Genomic DNA, 25,277 nt, shown 5'->3' with positions numbered 1-25,277 from the left:
GTGTCAATGCCTTACACGTTCCGGACCGGGTGCCCGGAACGGCTTGAATCGTCGACCTGGGTCGAAGTGTAATGCGCGGAAAAAAGCCTGCATAAACCCCGCATAAACCTCGCATAAACCTTATAACGGCGCGTTCACACGGAAGCTTTACAGCAGACGATTATGAAATGCTGCAATAGTGCCGGTCATTAGCCCCTGCCGGCGCAAAAACGTGACGGTATCTTATAAAGGTGCCTGGAGAAAGAGCGATTTATCCTGAAAGCAACGCATCAGGTCGCCGGCGGGCAGGGCTTTGCTGATCAGCCATCCCTGGATCTGATCACAGCCCATCTCGATCAACAGTTCGCGCTGCGCCTCCGTTTCCACGCCTTCCGCCACGAGTTCGAGCCCCAGCGATTTTGCCAGGCCCACGACCGCGGCAACAATGGCCCGGTTGTTACGCGAGGTCAGCAGGTTTTCGATGAAGCTGCGATCGATCTTCAGCTTCGACAGCGGGAAGCGCTGCAGATAGGACAGGCTGGAATAGCCGGTGCCGAAGTCGTCGACGGCGAACGCAATGCCCAGCGCCGCCAGCGTTTCGAGCAGGCGGGTAGCTTCTTCCGGATCATGCATCAGCAGGCTTTCCGTGATTTCGAATACCAGCCGGCGCGGATCGAGGCCGGTCAGTTGCAGCGCATCTTTCACGTTCTGCGTAAAACGTTTGTCGCGGAATTGCTGCGGCGAGACGTTCACCGAGACATAGTCCAGCACGAAACCTTCGCTGTCCCATTGCATCAGTTGCATGCACGCGGCCTTGAGCACCCAGTTGCCAAGATAGTTGATCAGGCCGATCGATTCCGCGAGCGGAATGAAAGCTGCCGGGGGAACGAGGCCGTGCACCGGATGCTGCCAGCGGATCAGCGCTTCGACGCCGACCACGCCGCCGCCGCGGCTTTCGGTGATCGGCTGGAAGTGCAGCGAAAACTCGCCGTTGCGCACGCCTTCGTAAAGATCGCCTTCCAGGTTCAGGCGCGCGGCGTTGCGGGGGTCGTTGTCGGGAACGTGGAACACGACAATATTGCCGCCCGAGGTCTTCGCCTGCGCCAGTGCGTGGTCGGCCATGCGCAGCAGGCTGCTGCTGGCTTGCTCGACTTCATCGGGGAAGATGGCGGCGCCAATGCTCGCCGACAAATGTGTATGTTGTCCGCCGTACCGGTAGGGTTGCGCAATCGCGCTCAACACTCGTCGCGACACATCTTCGGCCGCCGCGGCCGCTTCGGCCGAGGTGCCTGCCGAGAACAGCACGGCGAATTCGTCGCTGGCCACGCGCGCCACGCGCTCACCGGCGCGTGCTGCATGCTGTATCCGGCGAGCGGTCTCGCGCAGCATGTCGTCGCCGGCGTCGTAGCCGAGTGCGCGATTAATGCGCTGGAAATCGTCGATATCCACCAGCAGCAACGCCGCATGCGTGCGCGTGTGAACGGCCTCGGCCTGGGCGGCATCGAGCGCGCTTTTCAGCGCTGTCAGGTTCTCGAGGCCCGTCAGCGAATCGTGATGCAGCGCGTGCCGCAGGGCGGTTTCGCGGTCGTGCCAGTGCGAAATCTCAAACGCGGCGAGTGCGAAGCCGGGCAGATCCGGCGTGTGCGTTGCGAGGACCCGCAGTTCGACGAGGATCGGCGTGGTCAAGGATTTCAGCAGATGCAGCGTCGCGGTCTCCAGCTTGCCGCTTTGCTGCGCGCGCGCGACGAGCGCATCGAGTTCATCGGTTTCCTGCGAGGGCACCAACTCGTGCAACGTGAGCGAGCTCAGGTAGTCGCGGTGATAACCCAGGAACTCGATGCTCCCCGCCGATACATAGCAAAACCGCAGCGACGCATCCACTTGCGCCAGGAAATCGACGGCGGCAAGCGTGGCTTCCGTGGCGACGCCTGGGGCGGGCTCAGCTTCATTCACCGCCGCCGGATGCAGCAGGTGAAGCGGCGCGGGCGAAGCCGAAGCCGGGACGGCCCATCCGGTTTTCGTCTCCCGTGCACGGTGCGGCATCGTCCCGGGGAGCGGCAGAGGCAGAGGGTCGCCTCGGCTACCCGTGGCCAGCACGGGCGCAGGCGTGGCTTCCACTGTAGCGAACCTGACGATGCAGCCTGGCAACGTGGTCGCGATCAACGTCCTGACAGTCGCGCGCACGGCGGCGCTGGTTTGGCCGGCTAGGGCGATCCATGCACTCAGGCGCTGGGCGGTGATCCGTTTTACTGGCATGTTTCGGTTATAGCCTGTCTGATTGCGCGCCGGGCCGGTAGGGGCGCGGCGCACGCTGTCCGGCCAAGCGCGCTGCATCGGGAATATGCTGACGATGGTCCGGCAATGCGGGCGTGAGCCACCGGAAGATCCGGTAACCGCGACTCGGACGCGTTCTTTGCAAGTTAACGGTTATGCCCCGAAATTCTTTAGGGCAATAGCGGAGCGTCCGCGAGCCACGGCCCCGGCGGGTTTGACGCAATTTGTCGGTATCGCGATTTGGGGTAGAGTGCGCGTTGATAGTTGCAAATTCTGAACCGGTCAGTTGGTCCGTCGTGCGTGGTGTCGAGCTATCGTCTGGCTGTTGCCCGACCGCTTATCGCGCTCCTTGGTGTTTGTAATTGTGTTTGTAAGTTTGATCTTTAAGCCAATCTCTCAAGCTGGTTGTTTGAGCTAACCGCTGTCTGGTCGCCCCATTCAGTCAACACCGTTCCATTGCTGCATTCCATGATCGCGTCCCCAAGCCGATTGCCGAAGCCGGCCCTGAAGCCAGGCGTATTGAACGCGCTGAACGCACGCATTGTGTCGTGCGAGGTCTCGGCGACGGCCGGCCACCGCATTGAGCCTGCGGTCTTGCATGAACACAGCAGGTCCATTCATGCCGGTTGATCGGAACCCGGTCCGGCGCGCCGCGCGCAACGCCGTGGGCAGTCCTGCGGCGAAGACCAAGGCCAAGCTTGCAGCGCCCGGTCTTCGCGAGCCGGAAAGTGTCTATCTCGGCCGCCAGCCGATCATCGATCGCGACGGTGCGCTGCATGCGTACGAACTGCTTTTTCGCGACAGTCCGGATAATCGCGCGCGCATTTTCGACGACGTGCAGGCCACTGCCCATGTTGTCACGCGAACGGTTGGCGAGATCGGTTTGTCGGCGGTGCTTGGCGATTACCGTGGCTACGTGAACATGAACCGCGACCTGCTGTTCGACGACATCGTTCATATCATGCCGCCCGAGCGTTTCGTGCTCGAGATTCTGGAAACCGTCACCTTCGACGCCAAGCTTTTCAAGCGCTGCGCCCAGTTGCGCGCGGCAGGCTTCCAGTTCGCACTCGACGACGTCGTGTCGCTCACCCAACCCCTGCACGACGCGTTGCCTTACGTGGATTACGTGAAGGTCGACTTCCTTGCCGCCCGGCGTGCCGATCTGCCCGAACTCGCGGCAACGCTCAAGCAACATGGCAAGACGCTGATCGCAGAAAAGATCGAAACGCATCAGGACTTCGAAGACGCCCGCAAGCTCGGCTTCGATCTCTTTCAGGGTTACTTCTTCGCTCGTCCGCAAGTGCTTGTCACGCGTCGCTCGAATCCGTCGCGCGCGGCATTGCTGCGTCTTCTGGGCGTGCTGTCGGGCAAGCCTGATATCAGCGAACTCGAGGCCGAGCTGAAGCTCAATCCGAACGTGGTCGCGCAGTTGCTGCGGCTGGCCAATTCGAGCGCGTTCAAATTGAGCCGGCCGGTGTCGTCGTTGCGCGAGGCCATTGCTGCGACCGGCATCCGGCAGATTTCGCGCTGGACCCAGTTGTTGCTCTATGCTGATGGCCGTCACTTGCCGTGGCGCTCGGATCCGCTGGTACAACTGGTCGGGACACGCGCGCGTTTCATGGAACTGGCGGCGCGTGTCATGCGGCCATCGAGTGAGGAATTCGCCGATGCCGCCTTCATGACGGGCATCTTTTCGCTCGTGCACGTGGTGGTCGATTTGCCGCCGGTCGAGATCATGGATCTGCTGAAGTTATCGAAAGAAATGAGTGCTGCGATCGTCGATGGCCGCGGTCCGCTCGGTGCGCTGTTGCGACTCTCGCAGGCGGCGGAAAGAGGCGATGCGCCCGAGCTCGATTCAAACATTGGTTCAGGCGTGGATTTCGAGGTGTTGACCCCGGCTGTGCTCGCCGATCTCCAGTTCGAGGCGGCTACGTGGTTCGGCGCGCATCGGGTGGCGTAGGTATTGTAGGTATTGCGGTTGCTGCGTTTGCTGCGTCAGTGGGTCGTCCCCGGGGCTGTTCCGGGTTGTTCCGTTGTTCGTCCTGTCGTGCGCGCGTCACGAAAATAGAGGAGTCTCATGAAGCGAAAATTTGCTGGGAGAATGCTGGGTGTGTCCCTGGGCGCAGCGTTGGCGGTGTACGCGCTGGTGGCTTATGCAACCCTGAAGCCCGGCGATCATGCGCCGGTGTTCACAGCGCAGGCGTCGCTTGGCGGCAACGTCTACAAGTACTCGCTCGCGGACGAACTGAAGAAGGGGCCCGTGGTCCTTTACTTTTATCCGGCTGCGTTCACGAAGGGCTGCACGATCGAGGCGCACGAGTTTGCTGATGCCGTCGATGAATACAAGGCCCTGGGCGCCACGGTGATTGGCGTGTCGCACGATAACATCGACACGTTGAAGAAGTTTTCGGTGAGCGAGTGCCGGAGTAAATTCCCGGTCGCGGCCGACGGCGATGCGAAGATCATCAAGCAATACGATGCGACCATGCCGCTGGTCAGTACCATGGCCAATCGCGTGTCATACGTGATTGCGCCGGACGGTACCGTGATCTATGAATATACGAGCCTGTCGCCGGACAAGCATGTGGCGAACACGTTGCAGGCGCTGAAAGACTGGAACGAGAAGCACAAGGCCCAATAACGTAACCAGTCCTGTAAGGTTTTGATCGATGCCGATTATTGTTGCGCTCGTTGTTCTGGTTGCCGTGATCTACGGTGCGTTCTGGTCGTTTCACGCGTTATCGGCGGCGTTTGGTGTGAGTGTTGCGATTGGCGTGGCGGTGATCGCGGGGCTGGTAGTGGTGAGCATTGCTGTGTATTTCTGGCTCCGGTGGAAGGAAGTCGCGCCGAATGTTCACGACGGTGACTGGACGCATGAACTCAAGCGGGATTGGGGCGGCGTGCGGCTCGCGGCGGCGAAGCGGTTGTGCGAAGTGCGGGTAGGCGGGCAGGTCGGCATGTATATTTTTGCGGACCTGCATGGAGCGCGGATGGAACCGGGCGCGTCAGGTGCGTCGGCAACAACGGGCGCCTGGCAAGTCGCGCTGAATGTGAAGGATACGACGCAGCCGCGCTGGAATCTGCCGATGCAGGATCGGCGCGAGGCGCACAAGTGGTGCCGGATTTTGGACAAGGCCGCCGCTCAGACTTTGTAACGGGCTGTTCGTTCGGGTCAGCGTTTAGTCAGTCCAGGTACGGTTCCTGGCCGAATCCGGACTGACTCACTGCCGAAAGCGGAGGGTGCGCTACATGTGATATCCCATGTCACCGCGCACTTTGCCGCGAAACACCCAATACGACCACACCACATAAAGCACGATAACGGGTAGCAGGAACATCGTCCCGATCAGCAGGAACTGCTGCGAAAGGGGCGTCGTGGACGCATCCCACAACGTCACCGACGGTGGCGCGATGAAAGGCCAAAGGCTGATTACAAGGCCTGTGAAGGCCAGGAAGAACAAACCGATCGAGCACATGAACGGGACCACTTCCTTGCGTTTTTCCAGCGCCGACCACAACGTCCAGACCAGCAACACCGTCAGCACCGGCACCGGCGCGAACACGAAGCTATTTGGAAAGCTGAACCAGCGTGCCGATATACGCGCGTCCTTCAGTGGCGTCCAGATACTGATCAGCAAGATAAACGCAACGACACCGAACAGCACTTTCTTTGCCATGCCTCGGGCCCATTCCTGCAACTCGCCTTCTGTTTTAAGCACGAGCCAGGTCGTGCCCTGCAGCGCGTAGCCGAAAATCAGCCCGGCGCCCGTCAGCAGCGGAAACGGCGCAAACCAGTCCCAGCTTGTGCCGGCAAACACGCGCCCGTGAATGGGAAAGCCCTGCATGAACATGCCGAGCACAACGCCCTGCGAGAACGTCGCGATCAGCGAGCCGTAGCCGAACGCGCCATCCCAGATCCACTTGCGCGCGCCGACCACTTCGCGGAATTCAAACGCCACGCCGCGAAAGATCAAGCCCAGCAGCATCAACAGGATCGGAAAATAGACCGCCGGCACGATGATGGCGAACGCAAGCGGAAAGACCGCAAGCAAACCGCCGCCGCCAAGGATCAGCCAGGTTTCGTTGAAGTCCCAGACCGGGGCGACGGAGTTGATCATCAACTGGCGTTCAACGGGGTCCCGACGCAGCAGGAACACCATGCCCACGCCGAGATCGAAGCCGTCGAGCAGCACGTACATGAATACCGCGAGCGCGAGGATGGCGGCCCACATCGGTACGAGGTCGAGCATCATGATCTCCTGGAAGGGGGAACGACGTCGTCCGGGCCGACGGATTTGGCTGCACTCACGCCGCCCGATGCATTAGCCGATGCCGCCGATAACGGCCGCGCCGCGCGCGTTTCCGGTTGCAGGAGGTCGCTGTCGGTATCGGCGTGTTCGTCGGCGGGGCCGATCCGCACGAGTCGTCGCAGCAGGATGAAGCCCGAGCCGAAGATGACGATATACGCCAGCACGTAGAGCAGCCACGAGAGCCCGACATCGCCGGCTGTCAGCGACGGCGTGACCGAGTCGCTGGTGCGCATCAGTCCATACACGGTCCACGGCTGGCGGCCGGCTTCGGTCGTCGTCCATCCTGCCAGCACGGCGATAAAGCCGAGCGGCATGCCGTACGTGGCGCAACGCAACCATCGCGTACTTGTCTCGAGTTTGCCGCGTGCGAACAGCACAATGCCGGAGAGCACCAGCGCGAACATCAGCAACGCGATACCGACCATGATCCGGAACGCGAAGAACACCACCGCCACGTTCGGCCTGTCTTCACGCGGGAAGTCCTTCAGGCCGCGTACCGTGCCGTTCGGATCGTGCGTGAGGTAGATGCTGCCGAGCACGGGTATCGAAATTTCGAAATCGTTGCGCTCGTTGGCCTGATCGGGAATCGCGAAGATGGCGGCGGGCACGCGCGAACCGGTGTTCCACAGACCTTCCATTGCGGCGACCTTGGCAGGTTGATGTTCGAGCGTGTTCAGTCCGTGTGCATCGCCGATAACCATCTGCACCGGCACCATGATCACGAGAAAGATCAGCGCCATCTTGGTCATCACGCGGCTTTCCTCAAGCGCGCGGCCTTGCCGCAAATAAAGCGCGCCTACGCCGAGAATCACGAACGCGGCCGTCACCAGGAAGGCGCTGACCGTATGACCGAGGCGGTAAGGGAAAGAGGGCGTAAAGATGGCATCGAAGAAACTCGTTACTTCGAAGCGGCCGTCTGGAAGGATCTTGTAGCCCGCCGGTGTCTGCATCCAGCTATTCACCGCGAGAATCCAGAACGACGAAATCACCGTCCCCGACGCGACGAAAACCGCTGCCAGCACGTGCGCCCATTGCGGCACGAGCTTGCGCCCGAACAGCAGGACGCCAAGAAACGCAGCCTCGAGAAAGAACGCGGTCAGCACCTCGTAACCCATTAGCGGGCCGATCACGCTGGCGGTGGCATCGGTGAACCGGCTCCAGTTGGTGCCGAACTGGAACGGCATCACGATCCCCGACACCACGCCCATGCCGAATGAAACCGCGAATATCTTCAGCCAGAACGCAGAAAGCCGCCTGTACACGTCCCGTTTGCTTAGCCACCAGAGCAATTCAAGCGTCGCGATAAAACACGATAAGCCGACCGTAAAGGCCGGCAACAGGATGTGAAACGCAATCACCCAGGCAAACTGGAAACGGGATAGCAAAACGGCATCGAACGCCATGAACACTCCGCGCGAGAAGTTTCAAATGGGTTGATTCAGCGGCACGTCAGCGTTGTGCCGTGCTCGTTGTGGCGGTGTTTCACGTATCAACTGCTGCGTACTGGTTTAGATTAAAGCAGGTTTTCGTGAAAGGACGTTTTTATTTCGCGTTGTCCTTTGAGGATGCATTCACTGCTCGAACGGATTGACGGAGCGCATAAAGGCATTCGCAGCAAGGCCGCTGCGGGTTATTTCAGCTTTTCGTATTTCTTATATGTTGACGCGAAAAATGGCGTAAAAGGCGCTGAAACCGGCTCGAATACCAGTAGATTGTGGTCGACCGCAAGCGGCTCATTCGGTCTATCGTTATAATTACACTTCTATTACATGCCGCAAGGACGACCTTGCGCGCCTCAGTCACATCGGGGACGGCCCCGTTTTTCGACGGGAGTTTCTTGTGTCCTGGTTTCTATTGCTGATCGCGGGCCTGCTTGAAGTGGCGTGGGCCGCGGGTCTCAAAACCTCCGAAGGTTTCACACGGCTCTGGCCGTCGGTGTTCACGCTGGTCACAGCCACCGGCAGCTTCGTGCTGCTGGCGCTGGCGATGCGCCAGTTGCCGTTGGGTACGGCTTACGCCGTGTGGACGGGTATCGGCGCGATTGGCGCGTTTGTGTTTGGAATTGTCATGCTGGGCGAAGCGCTGACGGTTGCGCGAGTCGCGAGCGCTGCACTGATCGTGGTCGGGTTGATTGGATTGAAAGTATCGTCAGGACATTAAATCCGACGATTTAGCGCATCGCAGCGGCCTTTTGTCACGGCCCATTCCCGACCCGCTCCTGGATCATTAAAGGGATCGCAAAAATGACCGTTAAAGAGTACAAGGCGGAGTTCAGGCCGCGTGTGCTGTGATTTCGTGATTAAGGGCTGAATCAGGAACGTTGGATGCTGTACACGTCGACATATGGCGCAATGCATCAACGCGCTGCGCGTGGCTATAATGACTTTCAGTTGTCTTGAAAAATTCACCGGGTTCGGCAGTCTTTTCGTCAGGTGAACCCGGAACAGCGCCAGAATAAGGTGGGCCGGGTCAATACCGGGCCTACCGGGCCGCATCCATTTATCCCCAGCCCGTCGCCGGGCAGCTTGAGCGGCGGGTCAGGCATTCGTAGCCAGATGCGCCGGAATCTCCGGCGCTCGGGCACGGGGCGAGCAGCGCGCAAGGAGACGGTCATGCTTGAAGCACTTTCGCTGGCAGCGGGTCTTTCGTGGGCCAGCGGGCTGCGACTGTACCTGACGGTTTTCGTCGCGGGACTGTTCGAGCGCATGGGACTGGTCCACTTACCCGACACCCTCGCGGTGCTGGGTTCTCCGTGGGTGATCGGCGTGGCGGCAGCGCTCGCCGTGGTCGAGTTTTTCGCCGATAAAATCCCCGCCTTCGATTCCCTCTGGGATGCCATCCACACCTTCATTCGTATTCCGGCCGGCGCCGTGCTGGCCGTTGGTGCGTTCGGCCACGCCGATCCGGCGCTGCTGACTGTTGCCGCGCTCGCCGGCGGTACGCTTGCGGGCGCTGCGCATCTGGCCAAAGCCGGCACGCGGGCGCTCATCAATTTATCGCCGGAACCGGTGTCGAACTGGGTGGCATCGGCGACCGAGGATTTCGGCGCGTTGCTGGGCATCACGCTCGCGTTGTTCGTGCCGTTGCTGTGCCTGGTCCTGATCATCGCGTTCCTGTTGTGTGCCGGCTGGGCGTTGCCACGGATCGTAAGAGGCGTGCGCGGCGGCTTCGGGCGGATGGCCAAGCACATGGTGCCCAGCGTCAGCGCACGGGTGAATCCGGGCGTCGGCCGGTTCAGGAGCAAGCACGATTGAGTACGAGTAGCCTGGACGGCGAGTTGAAGCAAGATTCCAAGCAGGATCCGAAGCAGCAAGGACTGAGCTTCACGCAGATTGCGCGCCAGTCGCTGCGAATGACCGCGCGCGACTGGCGTGCGGGCGAGTTGACCATGCTCATCCTGGCGCTCGTGCTGGCGGTCGCCGCGCTCGCGAGTGTCGGGTTTCTCGGCGACCGGATGCGCCAGGGGCTGGAGCGGGACGCGCGGCAGATGATCGCTGCGGATTTTGTCGTGCGCGCCGATCATCCTGTCGATCCCGCGTTCGCCGCAGAAGCGGCTCAACTCAAGCTCGAGACCGCGACCACCGCGATTTTTCCCAGCATGATCAGCGCGGGCGTTTCGGGAAATGCGTCCGCCACGCCTGTTGCCCGTCTGGCGGCGTTGAAGGCCGTTTCGCCAGGGTATCCGCTGCGCGGCGCGGTGAGCATTGCGACTGCTGTCGATCAGCCCGGCACGCCCACTACCTCCATTCCCGCGCCCGGCACTGTCTGGGTCGACCCCGCGTTGCTCGATGCGTTGAAAGTGCCTGTCGGCGGCACCGTCCGCGTCGGTACGCGCGCGTTCAAGGTGGCGGCGGTCATCACGCGCGAACTCGATCGCGGATTCTCGTTCGTCAGCTTTTCGCCGCGCCTGATGATGCGCTCCGATGAACTCACGTCCACCGGCCTCGTCACGTTCGGCAGCCGCGTGACCTATCGGTTGCTGGTGGCGGGACCGGATGCGCAGGTCAAGCAGTTCGCCACGTTCGCCCGCGCAAAAGTGGACGATGGCAAGCTGCGCGGCGTCGCGCTCGAATCGTTGCAGGACGGCCAGCCGCAAGTGCGTCAGACCATCGACCGCGCCAGTCATTTCCTCACGCTCGTCTCGCTGCTCACCGCGCTGCTCGCGGCGGTTGCCATCGCGATGGCCTCGCACCGTTTCGCGCGCCGGCATCTGGACGGCTGCGCGGCCATGCGCTGTCTCGGCGTGAGCCAGGGGACGTTGCGGTCTTTGTTTATTGGTGAATTCCTGCTGGTCGGGTTGCTGGGCAGCGCGGCGGGTGTGGTGCTGGGTTTCGGTGGACATCTGGTACTGCTGGACTGGCTGGGAACACTCGTCGATGTCGAATTGCCGCCGCCCAGCGTCTGGCCCGCGTTGCAAGGGATTGCAACCGGACTGGTGCTGTTGCTCGGTTTCGCTGTGCCGCCGTTGCTGCCGCTCACGCGTGTGCCGCCGGTCCACGTCATTCGCCGGGAACTCGGCGATGCCGGCCGGGTAGCGTGGATTGCCTACGGCGTGGGCGTGCTGCTGTTCGCCGGCCTGCTCGTGCTCGCGGCGGGCGAGTGGAAACTGGGCGGGATCGTGGCGGGCGGATTCGCGGGCGGTCTGGTGGTGTTTGGCGGCATTGCACGCGTGGCGCTTTGGGCGGCCGCCCGGTTTGTTCGAAGCGAACGCGTTGGCGCGGGCGTGGGCTGGCGGTACGCGCTGGCGTCGCTGGAGCGGCGCAGCGGCGCGAGCGCGTTGCAGATCACGGCGCTCGGTATCGGCCTCATGTGCCTGCTGCTTATCGCGATGACGCGCAGCGATCTGATCGCGGGCTGGCGGCAATCGACGCCGCCGGACGCACCGAACGAATTTCTCATCGATGTCCAGCCCGACCAGCGCGCCGGCGTCGCCGATTACCTCTCGCAACATGGCCAGGCCGACGCGGTGTTGTCGCCGATGGTGCGCGGTCGCCTGATCGCCGTGAACGGCAAGACGGTCAGTCCCGACAACTACGAAAAGGCCGACGCAAAGCGTCTGGTCGACCGCGAGTTCAACCTCTCGTACACAACCGAATTACCCAGCGATAACCGCGTGGTCGGCGGCGACTGGTACGGCACGGACGCAAAGGCGCAGGTATCGATAGAACAGGGGCTCGCGAAGATCATCCACGTGAAACTCGGCGATACGCTGCGTTTCGACGTCGCCGGCATGCAGGTCGAAGGGCCGGTCACGAGCCTGCGCAAGGTCGACTGGAATTCGTTCAAGGTGAATTTCTTTGTGCTGATGCCGCCGCCGTCCATCAGCGATCTGCCCGCCACGTTCATCACCAGTTTCCATTTGCCGCCGGGGCAGCAGGGTTTGATCGATGGCTTGATCAACAAGTATCCGAGCGTGACCGCCATTGATATCGCGCCGATTCTCGCGCAGATCCAGCGCGTGCTGGAACAGGTGATTGGCGCTGTGCAGTTCCTGTTTGTCTTCACGCTCGCGGCGGGCGTGCTCGTGTTGTACGCGGCGCTGGCCGGCACGCGCGACGAGCGTGTGCACGAGTCCGCGTTGCTGCGCGCGCTCGGGGCGTCGCACAAGCAGGTGCGCTCGGTGCAGACCGCGGAGTTCGTGGCAGTGGGCGCATTGAGCGGGCTGATGGCGGCGCTTGGCGCACAGGGAATCGGCTGGGTGCTGGCGACGTACGTGTTCGAGTTTCACATCGATTTCAACCCGTGGCTCGTGCCGGCGGGCATTGTGGCGGGTGTCGTGTGTTCGGGTGTGGGCGGCTGGATGAGCCTGCGCCGCGTATTGTCGCGGCCGGCGCTGCAATCGTTGCGGGATGCCTGACCGAGGCCCGGATAACGCGTGGCCGTGCGTCACCCGCCAAACACCAGACGAACCCCGCAGCGCTCCTTCCCCCGATAACCCCAAAGAAAACGCATGACCGAAGCAAATATTGAACAGGCGCCGCAACCCACGGCATTTGAACTCGTTGGCGGCGAGGAGCGCGTGCGTGCGCTCGTCGACCGGTTCTACGACCTGATGGATCTCGAACCGGACTTCGCGGCTTTGCGCGCATTGCATCCTCCCACGCTCGAGAATTCCCGCGATAAATTCTTCTGGTTCCTGTGCGGCTGGATGGGCGGCCCGGACCATTACATCAGCCGCTTTGGCCATCCGCGTTTGCGCGCTCGCCATATGAACTTCGCGATTGCATCGCCGCAACGGGATCAATGGCTGCGCTGCATGGCGTGGGCAATGGAAGATACCGGCCTCGACGCGCCCTTGCGTGAACGCCTCCTCACGTCCTTCTTCGATACCGCCGACTGGATGCGCAACCGCCCGGGCTAAGGAGGCTTGGCGGGCCGCCCGCATAATACGGGTTCATTTTCAGCCGGTGACAGACCAGGAGATTTCCCCATGAGCACACGCGCGTTGTTTCGCGAGGACGCCTATTTGACGCGCTGCGAGGCGACGATCACGGCTATCGACGAGCTTGGTATCCATCTCGATCAAACCGTGTTTTATCCGCTGGGCGGCGGTCAGGCCGGTGATGCCGGATCGCTGACGCTGGCGGATGGAACGCGCATCGAAATAACGGACACCCGCAAGGCCAAGTTCGAAGGCGCGACGCCCGATGACGCCGTCCATGTGCCCGCGCCGGATCAGGACGCGCTGCTCGCGAAGCTGAACGTGGGCGATCGGGTGACGGCCGAGATCGATTGGGAGCGGCGTTACCGGCACATGCGCCTGCACACGGCGACGCATCTGCTGTGCGCGGCATTACCCTATCCCGTCGATGGCTGCAGCATCACCAGCGGCTACGCGCGCATGGACTTCGCGACGGTCGAACCGATCGAACGCGAGGCGCTGGAAACCCGCTTGCGTGAGCTGATTGGCGGCGCGCATCCGGTAGCGACCGAGTGGATCACCGACCAGGAAATGGAAGAGCGTCCTGAGCTCGTGCGCACCATGAGCGTGAAGCCGCCGGCCGGCATGGGGCGTGTGCGTTTGTTGCGCATCGAAGGTATTGATTTGCAGCCGTGCGGCGGCACGCATGTGCGTAACACGAGCGAGATCGGTGAGCTGCGGATCGCGAAGGTGGAGAAGAAAAGTGCACGCACGCGGCGTCTTGTGATCGAGTTTGCGTGATGCTCGACGCACGCGCTCAAGCGGTGCTCGACGCGTGGTTCGGTGCGCCGGATTCGGCGGAGTACGGTCACGCGCGCCGTGCCTGGTTCAAGAAGAATGCGACCTTCGATGCCATGCTTCACGAGCGCTTCGGCGCTCTGCTCGAAGAGGCATTGGAAGGTCAGCTTGCTTCGTGGTCCGCTACACCGCTCGGCGCGCTTGCGTTGATCGTGTTGCTCGACCAGTTCACGCGCAATTGTTTTCGCAACACGCCGCGTGCATTCGCCGGTGACGCCGAAGCATTAAAGCTGGCTCGCATGCTGGTCGATACGCGCGGCGAGCTCACGTTGCCGACGATTCATCATCGCGTGTTCGTGACCATGCCGTTCGAGCACGACGAGACGCTGGCAAGCCAGCGTGAAGCCGTGCGTCTGCACCAAGCACTCTTCGATGAAACCGGCGACAAGGACATCGCAGACGGGCTGAAATACGCGCTGCGCCATGCCGAAGTGATCGAGCGGTTTGGCCGCTTTCCGCATCGCAACGTTATCCTCGGCCGCGAATCAACAGCCGAAGAACGCGCATGGCTCAAGCAGAAGGGCGGTTTTTAGCGTCCCAACGTCCCAACGTCCTAACGCCCGCCCGCCACGTCGAGCAATGCGCCGGTCACATACGCCGACGCATCGGACAACAGCCACACAATCGATTCCGCCACTTCATTCGCCGTACCGGGCCGCCCCAGCGGCGCGAGCGAGCCCAGCTGTGCTGCACGATCGGGCTTGCCGCCGCTTGCGTGAATCTCGGTATCGATCAAACCAGGCCGCACCGCATTCACGCGCACGCCTTCCGGACCGAGTTCTTTTGCGAGGCCGATCGTCAAGGTATCGATGGCGCCTTTCGACCCTGCGTAGTCCACGTACTCGTTCGGAGACCCAAGCCGCGCTGCCGCCGACGACACATTGACGATCGACCCGCCCCGTCCGCCCCGTTTGGTCGACATGCGCCGCGCCGCTTCACGCGCGCAGAGATACGCGCCGAGCACGTTGGTATCGAAGACGCGTTTCATGCGCGCGATGTCCATGTCGGCCAGCGCGGAACCCGGCGCGACAATGCCCGCGTTGTTCACGAAACCGTCGATAGGACCGAACGCGCGCACGGTTGCATCGAACAGGGCAATCACATCGGCTTCTTCGCAGACATCGCCCTGGATTGCGATCGCCTGGCCACCGGCGGCTTGCGCGCGGGCGACGGTTTCATCGGCGGCGCTGCGGTTGGTCGCGTAATTCACGCCGATCGACCAGCCACGCGCCGCGCACAGCAAAACGGCGGCACGGCCAATGCCGCGGCTGCCGCCCGTGATCAACACGACCTTCGACATCGTCAAATTCTCCGTTGGGATATCAAACAGCGTCGCGCTTTTCGGGCCAGCGATCTACCAGCGGCGGTTTATACGCGTTGAGCGCTTCGATCAGCTTCACGGGATCGGCGTTCACTTGCAGCATGTCGAGGAACGGCGCGCGCATGAACCCTTCTTCCACCGTATGGCGCAGCATGGCGAGCAGCGGATCGTAATACCCGTCCACGTTCAGCAGCGCGACCGGCTTCTCATGATAACGAAGCTGCGCCCACGTGTAGACCTCGAACAGCTCTTCGAACGTACCGACACCGCCGGGCATCGATACAAACGCATCGGCGAGATCGGCCATTTTCTTCTTGCGTTGATGCATGTCGGGCACGACGTACAGCTCCGTCAGACCTTTATGGCCGACTTCCTTGTTCATCAGCAATTCGGGGATCACACCGATGGCGCGGCCACCGAGCGCCAGGACTTCGTCGGCGATCGTGCCCATCAACCCCACGCTCCCGCCGCCGTAGACCAGCGCGAGATCCGCTTCGACCAACGCCCGGCCAAACGCTTTTGCCGCTTCGGCATAGACCGGTCTGGCTCCATTGGCGGAGCCGCAATATACGCAGACAGCTTTCATTAAATAGGTTCCTTAGGCGCGCCGTCTTCCTTGGGCGCGCGGTAATCGGCAAAGACGCGTTCCGGCATTTTCCCCGACACGAGGTCATCGAAAATCTGCCGTGACCGGCCACGGAGATACGGCGCCATCATCGAGATGATATGCAGGCTCGCCTGATGCAATTCCGAGCGGATGGTTTCCTGCTCGTTATATTTGCGCGGGTTCATGACGAACTGGTACGACAGCCAGTACGTCGCGATCACCCCCATGTTGGTCGCGATCACCTTGATTTCCGCGGGCGTTGCGACCATTTCGTGATCGGCTACGAGTGCATCGCACAGTTGCTGCGCGAAGTTGACCTTGTGGGTGATGATCTGTTTGAAATGCGTTTCCAGCGTGCGGTTGCGCGCGAGCAGATCATTCAGGTCGCGATACAAAAACCGGTACTGCCACAGGAAATCCGCCATGTACTGCAGGTACGACCACATCTCGTCAATCGTCGGACGATGGTCTTCGGGAAAGCGCAGCCGCTTTTCGATCTGCTGTTCGAACTGCGCGAAGATGCTGTTGATGATGTCGTCTTTGTTGCGGAAATGGTAGTACAGGTTACCTGGACTGATTTCCATCTCTTCGGCGATGGTAGTCGTCGTGACGTTCGGTTCCCCGATATCGTTGAACAGCTTCAGCGACAGTTCGAGAATCCGTTCACGGGTGCGGCGGGGAGGTTTGGCTTCCATGTCGTCCGGACCTGGTTGACCGGCTCCGGGTGGGGGCGGCCTGAGGCGGCCTGCGTGACGGCGTCACGAACCCGGAAATCGGTGGCTATCTTGAATATCGGACGATTATAAACGGCTGAGTGGGGACGGGGTCTGCGCGGGTGGCCAGTTGCGTGCCGCGGGGTGTTCAAAACAGCATCAAGGCCCATCGCCAGAGCAATGGGCCGACTATCAGGCCCCATGTGAGCACGCACACCAGCAGGGCGACCATGACCGCCGCGCTGCCGAAATCCTTCGCCCGTTTGGACAGTTCGTGCCGCTCCAGCGAAATCCGGTCTATCGCCGCTTCCACGCTCGAGTTCAGTAATTCCACCATCAGCACCAGCAGCACGGACGCCAGCAGCGCCGCCCGTTCGACCGGCGAGACCGGCACGAAGATGCCGCACGGCACCAGGATGGCGGCGAGCGTCAGCTCCTGGCGGAACGCGCTTTCCTCGCGGATCGCCACGCGAAAGCCGTTCAGCGAGTTTTTCATCGCGTGCCAGGCGCGGGTCAGGCCGCGGTTGCCCTTGTAGGGATTGAACGGCAACGGAGCGAGCGGATCGTCGGCGCTCAAGGGCTCGCCCGGATGCGGCGCGCCCTCGATGTCGTCGTCTTCGTTGCTGAAGGGTTCCCGGTGTATCAAGAGCAGGGATTTCGCTTGCACTGAAGGTTTGGCTTTCACATTGCGCTTCTTTGAAACTTGCTGTGGTTGTACTGACGCACGCTCCGACGCACTCTTCGAGCCACGCTCGAAGCCGCTTCGCGGGGCGGGGATGACTCGCGGCTGATTCGCGGCTGACTCGCGGCCGACTTCTCGAACGACCGCTGTGCGGAAGTCACCAAAGGCGAGTCCGCCGGCAGCTTGTTGCAGCTGCGAGCGGCCACGTCGCATTGTTGCCTTCTTTGGCCGGTGGATCACGAACCGCACAACGCGTTTTGACATCCGCCACGTTGCGCTGAGGGCAACGCGGATTCAATCATACCGTTGCCCTCGCGAAAGCCAGATTACGCCGTTGCTTGGCTTTGCGTCGCGCCGCGCGTCGCAAGCGGCTTCAGATTCGCCGCGAATTGTTCCGATGCCGCCCGCCACGAGAACTTCTCCGCCCACGCACGGGCATCGGCGCGTTCAATTTTCAGCGCCCGCAAACACGCTTCGCGCAGGTCTTCGTCAAGCGCTCCCGGGCCATCGGTGCCGAGTACATCGATCGGACCCGTTACCGGGTACGCCGCGACCGGCGTACCGCATGCCATTGCTTCGAGCAGCACGAGGCCGAAGGTATCGGTGCGGCTTGGGAACACGAATACATCAGCGGCCGCGTAGACCTTCGCCAGTTCAGCCTGCGACAACACGCCAAGATAGTTCGCGTTCGGATAGCGCGATTTCAGTTCGGCCAGCGCCGGTCCTTCGCCCGCGACCCACTTCGACCCGGGCAGATCGAGCTTCAGGAAAGCCTCGACATTCTTCTCGACCGCGACGCGTCCGACATACAAAAAAATGGGCCGTGTCGTGTTCAGGACCTTCGAATCCATCGGTCGAAAAATATCCAGATCCACGCCGCGTGTCCACAAGACCACGTTCGTGAAACCGAACTTTTCGAGGTCAGTTTTCACAACGGGCGTAGGCGCCATTACCGCTTGCGAAGGCTTGTGGAACCAGTGCAAAAACTTGTAGGTTGCAGCGAGCGGAATGTGGAACCGTGCCTGCACGTACTCAGGAAAGCGCGTGTGATACGCGGTCGTGAAGGGCAGTTTGTTGCGCAGAGCGAACGAGCGCGCTGCCATGCCGAGCGGGCCTTCCGTCGCAATATGCAGCGCATCCGGCGCAAATTCCTCTATGCGTTGCGCGACGCGGCGGCGCGGCAGCAGCGACAGGCGAATCTCGGGATAAGTCGGGCACGCGATGGTCCTGAATTCGAGCGGCGTCAGCAATTCCACGCGATGTCCCAGCGCAGTCAGTTCGCGGCTGGTGCTTTTCAAGGTACGCACGACGCCGTTGACTTGCGGTTCCCATGCGTCGGTAACAATCATGATTTTCATTCGATGGCCTCGATAAGTGAAAGCGCTCAGGCGGTTGCTCAGGCAGTCGCTGCGGCCTTTTGCGAATGGTGTTCAGGCGAGCGCAGGACGGTCCAGTAAATGATCTTCAGCTCGCCTTCGAACGTCTCGACGAGCGCCGACAGGCTTTCCACCCAGTCGCCGTCATTGCAGTACAGGACACCGTCGATATCGCGGATTTCAGCTTTGTGAATATGACCGCAGACAACGCCGTCACAGCCGCGGCGGCGCGCTTCATCGGTCATCACGTGCTCGAACTTCGAGATGAAGTTCACCGCGTTCTTGACCTGATGCTTGAGGTATTGCGAGAGCGACCAGTAGTTCAGGCCCAAGCGGCTGCGCACCCGGTTGAACCAGCGGTTGAGCAGCAGGATCAGCGTGTAGAGCGTGTCGCCGAGATAAGCGAGCCACTTGGCGTGCTGGATGACGCCATCGAAGAGATCGCCGTGCACGATCCACAGGCGCTTGCCCGCGAGCGTGGTGTGAAAGGCCTCGTTGCGTACATGGATGTCACCGAAAGCCAGGTCGCAGAACTGTCGCGCGGCTTCGTCGTGATTGCCCGGAATGTAGACCACCTGCGTGCCCTTGCGGGCTTTGCGCAGCACCTTCTGGATCACGTCGTTGTGTGCTTGCGGCCAGAACCAGCCTTTGCGCAGCTGCCATCCGTCGATGATGTCGCCAACCAGGTACAGGTACTCGGAATCGTTATAGCGGAGAAAATCGAGCAGATAGTGCGCCTGGCAGCCACCGGAGCCGAGATGGATATCGGATAGCCAGATGGTACGGTAGCGATGGTCGGCAGGTTCGTCGTCGGGGCGAGAGGTGGTTCCGGAAGCGGTCGGGGGAGCGAGGCTGGCGCCGGTGGTTTCAGCGGAAGGGGGAGGAGCCACGTCGGTGCGGAACGCGATGGCTTCTGCATCGCGGAGGGTAATGCCTAGGAGGTGACTCGCAGACGATTTAGTGGCCATGGGCACGCGCAACGGGTTGCAGTGCGGCCATTGCGCCATGCTCGCGTGACGGAGCCATGACAGTCACGAAAACTTCTTATTACTAAAGGTTGTGGCGGAAGTGCCGAGTGTGCGTTGAAGAAGGAAAAACGTCGCTATTTACGGGTCTTCGAGGTGTCTTGCGGGACAGATCGCAAGCCGGTCCGGTTGGCTCTACGGGCGCATGGCCGCATTGCAACCCGCGATGTTTATGCTCGATTTCGTTTCTCGATCGGGTTCGCGCAGATGGACGTTGCCCTGACGGACTATCGTTGCTTCAGCGCCACGACCACGCAAAAACTGGCATGACTCGCCGATAACCGGATGCGATACATCGCCGCAAGTACGCGGGGAGCTGAGCGTCCTCATCGTGTTGGCTTCGCCTATACTCTCGGATTTACGATGGAATCCTATGCAACTGGATAGCGGAACAGTGGGGCAGGCCGTTCGAATGTCGATGTGCAAAGTATGCAACGAACCGGCGCCTCTCTACGGCGTCACCGACTTCAACAAGAGTTGCGAAGAGCGGCGCGGGCGCTATCTGCCGCTCACCGGCGTGCCGGTCTATTACAATCGATGCAATGCTTGCGGTCTCATCTTCACCACTGCGTTCGATCATTGGAGCAAGGCCGACTACCTGCGGCACATTTATAACGATGATTACGTGCTGGTCGACCCTGACTACATTGATTCACGGCCTGCGGGCAATGCCGCTTTCATTCTCGATTTCATCAAGAAAGGTCACGGGTTAAGGTGTCTCGACTATGGTGGCGGCAATGGCACGCTGACGTCGTTATTGCGCAATGGCGGAGTAGACGGACATAGCTGGGACCCGATGGATGAAGAAGGGGTGCCGCCGTCCGGCTCATTCGATTTCATCAGCGCGTTCGAGGTTCTGGAGCACACGCCCGAACCGCTGGCGTCGGTCCAGGAAGCGCTCGGGCTGCTAAACGGGCGTGGTGTATTGCTGTTCTCCACGTTGACGATAGATCACGTGTCGCCGCGGGGGATGGACAACTGGTACATCGCGCCTCGCAATGGTCATATCACGCTTTATACGCGACGGTCATTGCAGACAATGTTCGGGGGATTGGGTTATCGGATCCATCACTTCAACGACAACCTGCATATGGCGCTGAAGCAAGATCCAGACTGGCTGAGCTGAGACCGACGAAAGCAAGATAGGGGAGAAGGCCGGATTTCAGCGCGCAACTGACGCTTCGGAGCCCTGAAATATTGCTTGAGGGTTTTTTTGTTGCCGTGGTCCACGGCGGTTCAACATTGCGGATGTTGGACTAAGCCGCCGGTGGGACCACGCCCACGATCCGTGTTCCGGCCAGCCGGTCATGCAAAAACTGTCGTGCCGGATCGAGCCACACTGCTGTGGCCCACAGCACGATCCACACGGCGGCCACTACAAGCGTGGCCGGAACGGAAAGCTTGAGCAACGGATGCAACGCCAGCGGCGGCAGGAACCACAACCACGCAAACACATAGCGCGCGATGGCGCGTGCGGTTGAAACCGGCGCTCCACGCGCATCGACCACTTTCAGCCTCCAGGTTTTCATGGGCAATGTCTGGCCGCCATGCGTCCAGAAGTAGACGAAATAAACTGCAAGCACAAACCCGATCCACGCCATCAGCAGATTGTGGTGGGTGAGTCCGTTGCGTTGCTGGGTGAGCGTGCTGAACAAATACCCGGCAACAAAGACGATCCCGAACAGGATCACGCCTTCATAGAGCATCGTAGCCAGTCGGCGACGCAGCCTGGGCGCGCTCAATTCGGGAGACTCGACAGATTCCAGGGAGGAAGCGCTCAATTTGTGCCTAAGACCCGTTGAATATGGACGGCGCCTGTTGCGGCGAAACCGGAATCGGCGTGGCCGGCACAAAACTGGCGGCGCTGGGAATGGCGGGAACAACGGGAGCGGCGGGCGCCGCCGGAGAAACAGACGTCCCCATTGCAGCAGCCTCGGAAGCACGCGAATGTTCCCGGGCGGTCATCAGCCGGTCGATATCCTTGACTTCGGTTTTACCGGAAGGCGGCGCGCTGACAACGGTCGGCCGGCGCGGGTGTTCGGTGGCAGCGAGCTTTTTCTTCTGATCTTCCGGGAGCTTTTGATAAGCATCCCAGGCGCGTTCCCGCTTCTCAACAGGGACGGACTTCGAAACCTGATAATTTTCGCGCGCGACCTTGCGTTGTTCCGGGGTCATGTGGACCCATTCGGTCATTCGTTCATGCAGGCGTTTTTGCGCATCGGGCGACATCTTCTTGTATCGCGACGCTATCTTGATCCAATTGCGCTTGCGTTCCTCGCTGAACTGGTCCCATTGCGAGGCGAATGGCGCGAGCGCGACCCGTTGCGCGTCGGTAAGCCGGGCCCAGGCCATAGGACTGGCGGGGGAGGAGAGCGAAGAAAGCGGCGACAGGACTTCTCCCGCGCTCGCCCCGGCCGGAGCGGCGGCAACAGGCACCGCCGAAGCGGACGAGTAGAAACGCGGATAGGTGGCGGCAAACGCGACAAGTCCCGCAATTGCGCATCCAAAGACAATCGCGAGGCCGCGCTTGTAACTCACCCGATGACTCCTGCAGTCTTAATGATTGCGCGTCAGGTACGCGTTGAAACCGTGGTCGAGATAGGCGTCGAGCGGGAGATTGTCGCTGAGCATGGCCGCGTCGATATCGGCGAGTTCCGCGGTGCGCTGCTGGTCCTCAAAATAAGCGATGCCAGCCAATCCGATCACGAGCGCGAGCAGCGGCCACGCCAGCGCCAGGCGCGAGAAGCGGCCGCGTTTACCCGCGTGGCCAGAGCCGGCCGGGCCGAGCGACCCCGGACCTGCCATGCCCGCCCCGGCGAGCGAAGGCGCGAAAACCGGCGCGGCGACCGCGACTTTTTCCGGCTTCTTGCGTGCGATCGCCGTCCGGCGCGCCGCTGCGAGCTTGTCGAGCGATGCGGCGGGTAGCGAATTGATGTTTTCGTCGAGCGCGCGGCGTACCTTCAGCGCGAACTCGGTTTCCTTGTGATCGAGAGCGTTGCTCATAGCGTGATTCCTTTCGCCTTCAGCGCGTGTGCCAGCGCGTGCGTGGCCCGCGAGCAATGTGTTTTTACGCTGCCTTCAGAGCAGCCCATTGCAGCGGCGGTTTCGGCGACATCCATATCCTCCCAGTAACGCATGAGAAACGCTTCCCGTTGACGTGCTGGTAGTTTTTGGATCTCCGCGTCGATCAGGTTGAGCACCTGTTCACGCTCGAGCCGGCTCTCGCTGCTTTCCGCACCGACCGTCCCGTCCTGCGATTCGAAGGTCTCCAGGGGGTCGAATTCGTCGTCGTCGGCGTTGCCGAACGAGGAGAACAGGCTTACCCACGTATTACGGACCTTTTGGCGCCGGAAATAGTCGTGCGTTGCATTCTGCAGGATACGCTGAAACAAAAGGGGCAATTCGGGCGGTGGCCGGTCGCCGTATTTTTCGGCGAGCTTGATCATCGCATCCTGAACGATGTCGAGCGCCGCATCGTCGTCGCGTACGGTGTACACCGTCTGCTTAAACGCGCGTCTTTCGACGCCCGCCAGAAAATCGGCGAGTTCCTTGTCTGATGCCATCCGTGAGGCCCGGCGCAACGAGCGTGCGTCGATAAGAGTTGGTGAGAGGTTTAAAACCTGCGGATGCTAGCAAACTTTTGAGTGAACAGCGAGGAAATGCGCCGCCGTTACAGGCTGAAACACAGAGTTTTCTTCAGTATTTCGGATAAATCCGAGCCTTTAAGCTGCGATTCCTGCTCGCTTCAGGCGGGATTGTGCAATTTTTCCTTGACGACCTTTATTGCCTCGGGCTATCGTTTCCGACTCGCATCATAAAGTGAACTGTCTCTTTGAGGCGAGCCCAAAAAGCCCGCTTCCCATTTAGACGCGCCGCTTGAACCCGAGCCATAAGCCCGGCAGAGAGCACCCAATCAATTTTTTGCCGAAAATTCGAAAGGTGAATGTATGAATATGCCCAGCGCGGAATTCTCCACGTCGGATACGACTCCCCCCCTCGAAGCTGAATCCATCGGCGGCACCGTGCTCATGCGCGCGCTCGCTGACGAAAAAGTCGAGTTCATTTGGGGCTATCCCGGCGGCTCGGTACTCTATATCTACGACGAGTTGTACAAGCAGGACCAGATCCAGCACATCCTCGTGCGCCACGAACAGGCCGCGGTTCATGCCGCTGACGCCTACGCGCGCTCCACGGGTAATGTCGGCGTGTGCCTCGTGACCTCCGGCCCCGGCGTCACCAATGCGGTGACCGGTATTGCCACTGCCTACATGGATTCCATCCCGCTCGTCATCATCAGCGGCCAGGTTCCTACCGCGGCAATCGGCCAGGATGCGTTCCAGGAATGCGATACGGTCGGCATTACGCGTCCATGCGTCAAGCACAACTTCCTTGTGAAGGACGTGCGTGAGCTTGCTTTGACCATCAAGAAGGCGTTTTACATCGCCCGGACGGGACGTCCCGGCCCGGTGCTGATCGACATTCCGAAAGACGTGTCAAAGACGCCGTGCAAGTACGAACCAATCAAATCTGTCTCGCTGCGTTCGTACAATCCGGTCACCAAGGGCCATTCGGGCCAGATCCGCAAGGCCGTGCAGTTGTTGCTCTCGGCGAAGCGTCCGTACATCTACACGGGCGGCGGCATCATCCTGGCCAATGCGGCGCGTGAGTTGAACCAGTTCGCGGACCTGCTCGGTTATCCGGTGACGAATACGCTGATGGGCCTGGGCGGTTATCGCGCGGACAACAAGAAATTCCTCGGCATGCTCGGCATGCACGGCACGTACGAAGCCAACATGGCCATGCAGCATTGCGACGTGCTGATTGCGATCGGCGCGCGTTTCGATGACCGCGTGATCGGTGATCCGGAGCATTTCGCGTCGCATGCGAAGAAGATCATTCACATCGACATTGATCCGTCGTCCATTTCCAAGCGCGTGAAGGTCGATATTCCGATCGTCGGCGACGTGAAGGAAGTGCTGAAAGAGTTGATCGAACAGTTGCAGACGGCCGAGCATGGTCCGGACACGGCGGCGCTGGCCGACTGGTGGAAGGACATCGAGGCATGGCGTTCGAAGGACTGCCTCAAGTTCGACCGCGCAAGCGAGATCATCAAGCCGCAGTACGTGGTCGAAAAGGCGTGGGAACTGACCGACGGCGAAGCATTCGTCTGTTCGGACGTTGGCCAGCATCAAATGTGGGCGGCGCAGTTCTACCGTTTCAACAAGCCACGCAGATGGATCAATTCGGGTGGCCTCGGCACCATGGGCTTCGGCCTGCCGGCGGCCATGGGCGTGAAGATGGCGCACCCGGACGACGAGGTCTTGTGCATCACGGGCGAAGGTTCGATCCAGATGTGCATCCAGGAATTGTCGACGTGCAAGCAGTACAACACGCCGGTCAAGATCATTTCGCTGAACAACCGCTATCTCGGCATGGTCCGGCAATGGCAGCAGATCGAATACAAGAAGCGCTATTCCAGTTCGTACATGGACGCGCTGCCTGACTTCGTGAAGCTGGCTGAGGCTTATGGGCATGTGGGCATGCGCATTGAGCACACGCGCGATGTAGAGCCGGCGTTGAAAGAAGCACTGCGCCTGAAGGACCGCACGGTGTTCCTCGACTTCCAGACAGATCCCACCGAAAACGTATTTCCGATGGTCCAGGCAGGCAAGGGCATCACGGAAATGCTGCTCGGATCGGAAGATCTATAACGGCTGTTTTCCCAAGCGCGGCTCGCGCGCGCCCGTCTTCACAAAAGACGATCGTGGCGC

24 protein-coding genes and 1 pseudogene are annotated in these 25,277 nt (G+C 61.0%); 12 read left to right on the top strand and 13 right to left on the bottom strand.

Going from position 1 to position 25,277, the window contains the following annotated elements; genetic code table 11:
- Window positions 1–222: 222 nt before the first annotated feature.
- Complete coding sequence (locus ACSQ8V_RS12700; RefSeq protein ID WP_436205915.1) at window positions 223–2,235, bottom strand: putative bifunctional diguanylate cyclase/phosphodiesterase; 2,013 nt, start codon at window positions 2,233–2,235, stop codon at window positions 223–225.
- Between the two features lie 637 nt (window positions 2,236–2,872).
- Here ACSQ8V_RS12700 and ACSQ8V_RS12695 point away from each other — a divergent pair.
- The 3 genes from ACSQ8V_RS12695 to ACSQ8V_RS12685 all read left to right on the top strand — a co-directional run bounded on the left by ACSQ8V_RS12695 (window position 2,873) and on the right by ACSQ8V_RS12685 (window position 5,408).
- Window positions 2,873–4,213 carry an EAL and HDOD domain-containing protein gene (locus tag ACSQ8V_RS12695; RefSeq protein ID WP_436205914.1) on the top strand — a complete coding sequence of 447 codons (1,341 nt, stop codon included), beginning with the start codon at window positions 2,873–2,875 and terminating at the stop codon, window positions 4,211–4,213.
- A gap of 117 nt (window positions 4,214–4,330) precedes the next feature.
- Window positions 4,331–4,894, top strand: a complete 564-nt coding sequence (locus tag ACSQ8V_RS12690; RefSeq protein ID WP_436205913.1) for a peroxiredoxin — start codon at window positions 4,331–4,333, stop codon at window positions 4,892–4,894.
- Window positions 4,895–4,922: 28 nt separating this feature from the next.
- Window positions 4,923–5,408: a hypothetical protein gene (locus tag ACSQ8V_RS12685; protein ID WP_436205912.1), complete on the top strand. Its 486-nt coding sequence runs from the start codon at window positions 4,923–4,925 to the stop codon at window positions 5,406–5,408.
- 90 nt (window positions 5,409–5,498) lie between these two features.
- Here ACSQ8V_RS12685 and cydB read toward each other — a convergent pair whose 3' ends face one another.
- Window positions 5,499–6,506, bottom strand: coding sequence for a cytochrome d ubiquinol oxidase subunit II (gene cydB / locus ACSQ8V_RS12680; protein WP_436205911.1), 1,008 nt, complete (start codon window positions 6,504–6,506; stop codon window positions 5,499–5,501).
- Window positions 6,503–7,966 carry a cytochrome ubiquinol oxidase subunit I gene (locus ACSQ8V_RS12675; RefSeq protein ID WP_436205910.1) on the bottom strand — a complete coding sequence of 488 codons (1,464 nt, stop codon included), beginning with the start codon at window positions 7,964–7,966 and terminating at the stop codon, window positions 6,503–6,505. The genes cydB and ACSQ8V_RS12675 overlap by 4 nt, the downstream gene beginning before the upstream one ends.
- Before the next feature lie 436 nt (window positions 7,967–8,402).
- On the opposite strand from ACSQ8V_RS12675, the gene sugE reads away from it, so the two are divergent.
- The 6 genes from sugE to ACSQ8V_RS12645 all read left to right on the top strand — a co-directional run bounded on the left by sugE (window position 8,403) and on the right by ACSQ8V_RS12645 (window position 14,315).
- Entirely contained in the window at window positions 8,403–8,723 is a 321-nt protein-coding gene (gene sugE / locus ACSQ8V_RS12670) for a quaternary ammonium compound efflux SMR transporter SugE (RefSeq protein WP_213767402.1), read from the top strand.
- A 452-nt stretch (window positions 8,724–9,175) separates the two neighbouring features.
- On the top strand, window positions 9,176–9,817 hold the full coding sequence (locus ACSQ8V_RS12665; protein WP_436182140.1) for a DUF4126 domain-containing protein: 642 nt from the start codon (window positions 9,176–9,178) through the stop codon (window positions 9,815–9,817).
- Window positions 9,818–9,915: 98 nt separating this feature from the next.
- Window positions 9,916–12,420 carry an ABC transporter permease gene (locus tag ACSQ8V_RS12660; protein ID WP_436206646.1) on the top strand — a complete coding sequence of 835 codons (2,505 nt, stop codon included), beginning with the start codon at window positions 9,916–9,918 and terminating at the stop codon, window positions 12,418–12,420.
- A gap of 93 nt (window positions 12,421–12,513) precedes the next feature.
- On the top strand, window positions 12,514–12,924 hold the full coding sequence (locus ACSQ8V_RS12655) for a group II truncated hemoglobin (protein WP_213767401.1): 411 nt from the start codon (window positions 12,514–12,516) through the stop codon (window positions 12,922–12,924).
- Between the two features lie 69 nt (window positions 12,925–12,993).
- Window positions 12,994–13,725 (top strand): alanyl-tRNA editing protein, encoded by a 732-nt coding sequence (locus tag ACSQ8V_RS12650; RefSeq protein WP_436205909.1) that lies wholly within the window; start codon window positions 12,994–12,996, stop codon window positions 13,723–13,725.
- Window positions 13,725–14,315, top strand: coding sequence for a DUF924 family protein (locus ACSQ8V_RS12645; RefSeq protein ID WP_436205908.1), 591 nt, complete (start codon window positions 13,725–13,727; stop codon window positions 14,313–14,315). The genes ACSQ8V_RS12650 and ACSQ8V_RS12645 overlap by 1 nt, the downstream gene beginning before the upstream one ends.
- A 20-nt stretch (window positions 14,316–14,335) precedes the next feature.
- Here the strand turns inward: ACSQ8V_RS12645 and ACSQ8V_RS12640 are convergent, their stop codons facing one another.
- The 6 genes and pseudogenes from ACSQ8V_RS12640 to ACSQ8V_RS12615 form a co-directional block, all read right to left on the bottom strand.
- On the bottom strand, window positions 14,336–15,082 hold the full coding sequence (locus ACSQ8V_RS12640) for an SDR family oxidoreductase (protein WP_213767398.1): 747 nt from the start codon (window positions 15,080–15,082) through the stop codon (window positions 14,336–14,338).
- Window positions 15,083–15,104: 22 nt separating this feature from the next.
- Window positions 15,105–15,689, bottom strand: coding sequence for a TIGR00730 family Rossman fold protein (locus ACSQ8V_RS12635; protein ID WP_436205907.1), 585 nt, complete (start codon window positions 15,687–15,689; stop codon window positions 15,105–15,107).
- A complete protein-coding gene (locus ACSQ8V_RS12630) occupies window positions 15,689–16,405 on the bottom strand; it encodes a TetR/AcrR family transcriptional regulator (RefSeq protein WP_213767396.1) in 717 nt (238 codons plus the stop codon). The genes ACSQ8V_RS12635 and ACSQ8V_RS12630 overlap by 1 nt, the downstream gene beginning before the upstream one ends.
- A 166-nt stretch (window positions 16,406–16,571) precedes the next feature.
- On the bottom strand, window positions 16,572–17,069 hold the full coding sequence (locus tag ACSQ8V_RS12625) for a diacylglycerol kinase (RefSeq protein WP_436183164.1): 498 nt from the start codon (window positions 17,067–17,069) through the stop codon (window positions 16,572–16,574).
- 362 nt (window positions 17,070–17,431) lie between these two features.
- Complete coding sequence (locus ACSQ8V_RS12620; protein WP_213767394.1) at window positions 17,432–18,463, bottom strand: glycosyltransferase family 4 protein; 1,032 nt, start codon at window positions 18,461–18,463, stop codon at window positions 17,432–17,434.
- A gap of 38 nt (window positions 18,464–18,501) precedes the next feature.
- Window positions 18,502–19,335: pseudogene (locus tag ACSQ8V_RS12615) on the bottom strand (UDP-2,3-diacylglucosamine diphosphatase); the annotation flags it as partial.
- Window positions 19,336–19,563: 228 nt separating this feature from the next.
- Between ACSQ8V_RS12615 and ACSQ8V_RS12610 the strand changes: the two are divergent.
- Together ACSQ8V_RS12610 and ACSQ8V_RS12605 are read left to right on the top strand one after the other, a co-directional pair.
- Window positions 19,564–19,776 carry a hypothetical protein gene (locus tag ACSQ8V_RS12610; protein WP_436205906.1) on the top strand — a complete coding sequence of 71 codons (213 nt, stop codon included), beginning with the start codon at window positions 19,564–19,566 and terminating at the stop codon, window positions 19,774–19,776.
- 148 nt (window positions 19,777–19,924) lie between these two features.
- Complete coding sequence (locus ACSQ8V_RS12605) at window positions 19,925–20,632, top strand: class I SAM-dependent methyltransferase (protein ID WP_436205905.1); 708 nt, start codon at window positions 19,925–19,927, stop codon at window positions 20,630–20,632.
- Between the two features lie 130 nt (window positions 20,633–20,762).
- On the opposite strand, the gene ACSQ8V_RS12600 is transcribed toward ACSQ8V_RS12605, so the two are convergent.
- From ACSQ8V_RS12600 to ACSQ8V_RS12585, 4 genes are read right to left on the bottom strand one after another with little or no spacing between them, the layout of a single operon-like run.
- Window positions 20,763–21,287 carry an RDD family protein gene (locus ACSQ8V_RS12600; RefSeq protein WP_436205904.1) on the bottom strand — a complete coding sequence of 175 codons (525 nt, stop codon included), beginning with the start codon at window positions 21,285–21,287 and terminating at the stop codon, window positions 20,763–20,765.
- A gap of 7 nt (window positions 21,288–21,294) precedes the next feature.
- Complete coding sequence (locus ACSQ8V_RS12595; RefSeq protein WP_436205903.1) at window positions 21,295–22,044, bottom strand: DUF3106 domain-containing protein; 750 nt, start codon at window positions 22,042–22,044, stop codon at window positions 21,295–21,297.
- 18 nt (window positions 22,045–22,062) lie between these two features.
- Complete coding sequence (locus tag ACSQ8V_RS12590) at window positions 22,063–22,509, bottom strand: DUF3619 family protein (protein ID WP_213767389.1); 447 nt, start codon at window positions 22,507–22,509, stop codon at window positions 22,063–22,065.
- The gene (locus ACSQ8V_RS12585) at window positions 22,506–23,069 is read right to left on the bottom strand and encodes an RNA polymerase sigma factor (protein ID WP_047844602.1); all 564 of its coding nucleotides are present in this window, start codon (window positions 23,067–23,069) and stop codon (window positions 22,506–22,508) included. The genes ACSQ8V_RS12590 and ACSQ8V_RS12585 overlap by 4 nt, the downstream gene beginning before the upstream one ends.
- A 384-nt stretch (window positions 23,070–23,453) precedes the next feature.
- On the opposite strand from ACSQ8V_RS12585, the gene ACSQ8V_RS12580 reads away from it, so the two are divergent.
- Window positions 23,454–25,217, top strand: a complete 1,764-nt coding sequence (locus tag ACSQ8V_RS12580) for an acetolactate synthase 3 catalytic subunit (RefSeq protein ID WP_436205902.1) — start codon at window positions 23,454–23,456, stop codon at window positions 25,215–25,217.
- The last annotated feature ends 60 nt before the right edge of the window (window positions 25,218–25,277 follow it).

Origin of the sequence: Caballeronia sp. LjRoot31, assembly GCF_964253885.1 — a bacterium.
Taxonomy (GTDB): Bacteria; Pseudomonadota; Gammaproteobacteria; order Burkholderiales; family Burkholderiaceae; genus Caballeronia.
Note: the sequence above shows the minus strand (reverse complement) of the source record. Positions and strands in the feature narration are given on the sequence as shown.

Excerpts from the sequence above, each read along its gene's own strand:
- ACSQ8V_RS12645 (WP_436205908.1), top strand. The coding sequence starts at position 13,725 with ATGCTCGACGCACGCGCTCAAGCGGTGCTCGACGCGTGGTTCGGTGCG.
- ACSQ8V_RS12590 (WP_213767389.1), bottom strand. The coding sequence starts at position 22,509 with ATGAGCAACGCTCTCGATCACAAGGAAACCGAGTTCGCGCTGAAGGTA.
- ACSQ8V_RS12620 (WP_213767394.1), bottom strand. The coding sequence starts at position 18,463 with ATGAAAATCATGATTGTTACCGACGCATGGGAACCGCAAGTCAACGGC.
- ACSQ8V_RS12585 (WP_047844602.1), bottom strand. The coding sequence starts at position 23,069 with ATGGCATCAGACAAGGAACTCGCCGATTTTCTGGCGGGCGTCGAAAGA.
- ACSQ8V_RS12650 (WP_436205909.1), top strand. The coding sequence starts at position 12,994 with ATGAGCACACGCGCGTTGTTTCGCGAGGACGCCTATTTGACGCGCTGC.
- ACSQ8V_RS12700 (WP_436205915.1), bottom strand. The coding sequence starts at position 2,235 with ATGCCAGTAAAACGGATCACCGCCCAGCGCCTGAGTGCATGGATCGCC.
- ACSQ8V_RS12685 (WP_436205912.1), top strand. The coding sequence starts at position 4,923 with ATGCCGATTATTGTTGCGCTCGTTGTTCTGGTTGCCGTGATCTACGGT.
- ACSQ8V_RS12635 (WP_436205907.1), bottom strand. The coding sequence starts at position 15,689 with ATGAAAGCTGTCTGCGTATATTGCGGCTCCGCCAATGGAGCCAGACCG.
- ACSQ8V_RS12630 (WP_213767396.1), bottom strand. The coding sequence starts at position 16,405 with ATGGAAGCCAAACCTCCCCGCCGCACCCGTGAACGGATTCTCGAACTG.
- ACSQ8V_RS12675 (WP_436205910.1), bottom strand. The coding sequence starts at position 7,966 with ATGGCGTTCGATGCCGTTTTGCTATCCCGTTTCCAGTTTGCCTGGGTG.
- ACSQ8V_RS12660 (WP_436206646.1), top strand. The coding sequence starts at position 9,916 with ATGACCGCGCGCGACTGGCGTGCGGGCGAGTTGACCATGCTCATCCTG.
- ACSQ8V_RS12605 (WP_436205905.1), top strand. The coding sequence starts at position 19,925 with ATGTGCAAAGTATGCAACGAACCGGCGCCTCTCTACGGCGTCACCGAC.
- cydB (WP_436205911.1), bottom strand. The coding sequence starts at position 6,506 with ATGATGCTCGACCTCGTACCGATGTGGGCCGCCATCCTCGCGCTCGCG.
- ACSQ8V_RS12580 (WP_436205902.1), top strand. The coding sequence starts at position 23,454 with ATGAATATGCCCAGCGCGGAATTCTCCACGTCGGATACGACTCCCCCC.
- ACSQ8V_RS12655 (WP_213767401.1), top strand. The coding sequence starts at position 12,514 with ATGACCGAAGCAAATATTGAACAGGCGCCGCAACCCACGGCATTTGAA.
- ACSQ8V_RS12690 (WP_436205913.1), top strand. The coding sequence starts at position 4,331 with ATGAAGCGAAAATTTGCTGGGAGAATGCTGGGTGTGTCCCTGGGCGCA.
- ACSQ8V_RS12640 (WP_213767398.1), bottom strand. The coding sequence starts at position 15,082 with ATGTCGAAGGTCGTGTTGATCACGGGCGGCAGCCGCGGCATTGGCCGT.
- ACSQ8V_RS12665 (WP_436182140.1), top strand. The coding sequence starts at position 9,176 with ATGCTTGAAGCACTTTCGCTGGCAGCGGGTCTTTCGTGGGCCAGCGGG.
- ACSQ8V_RS12695 (WP_436205914.1), top strand. The coding sequence starts at position 2,873 with ATGCCGGTTGATCGGAACCCGGTCCGGCGCGCCGCGCGCAACGCCGTG.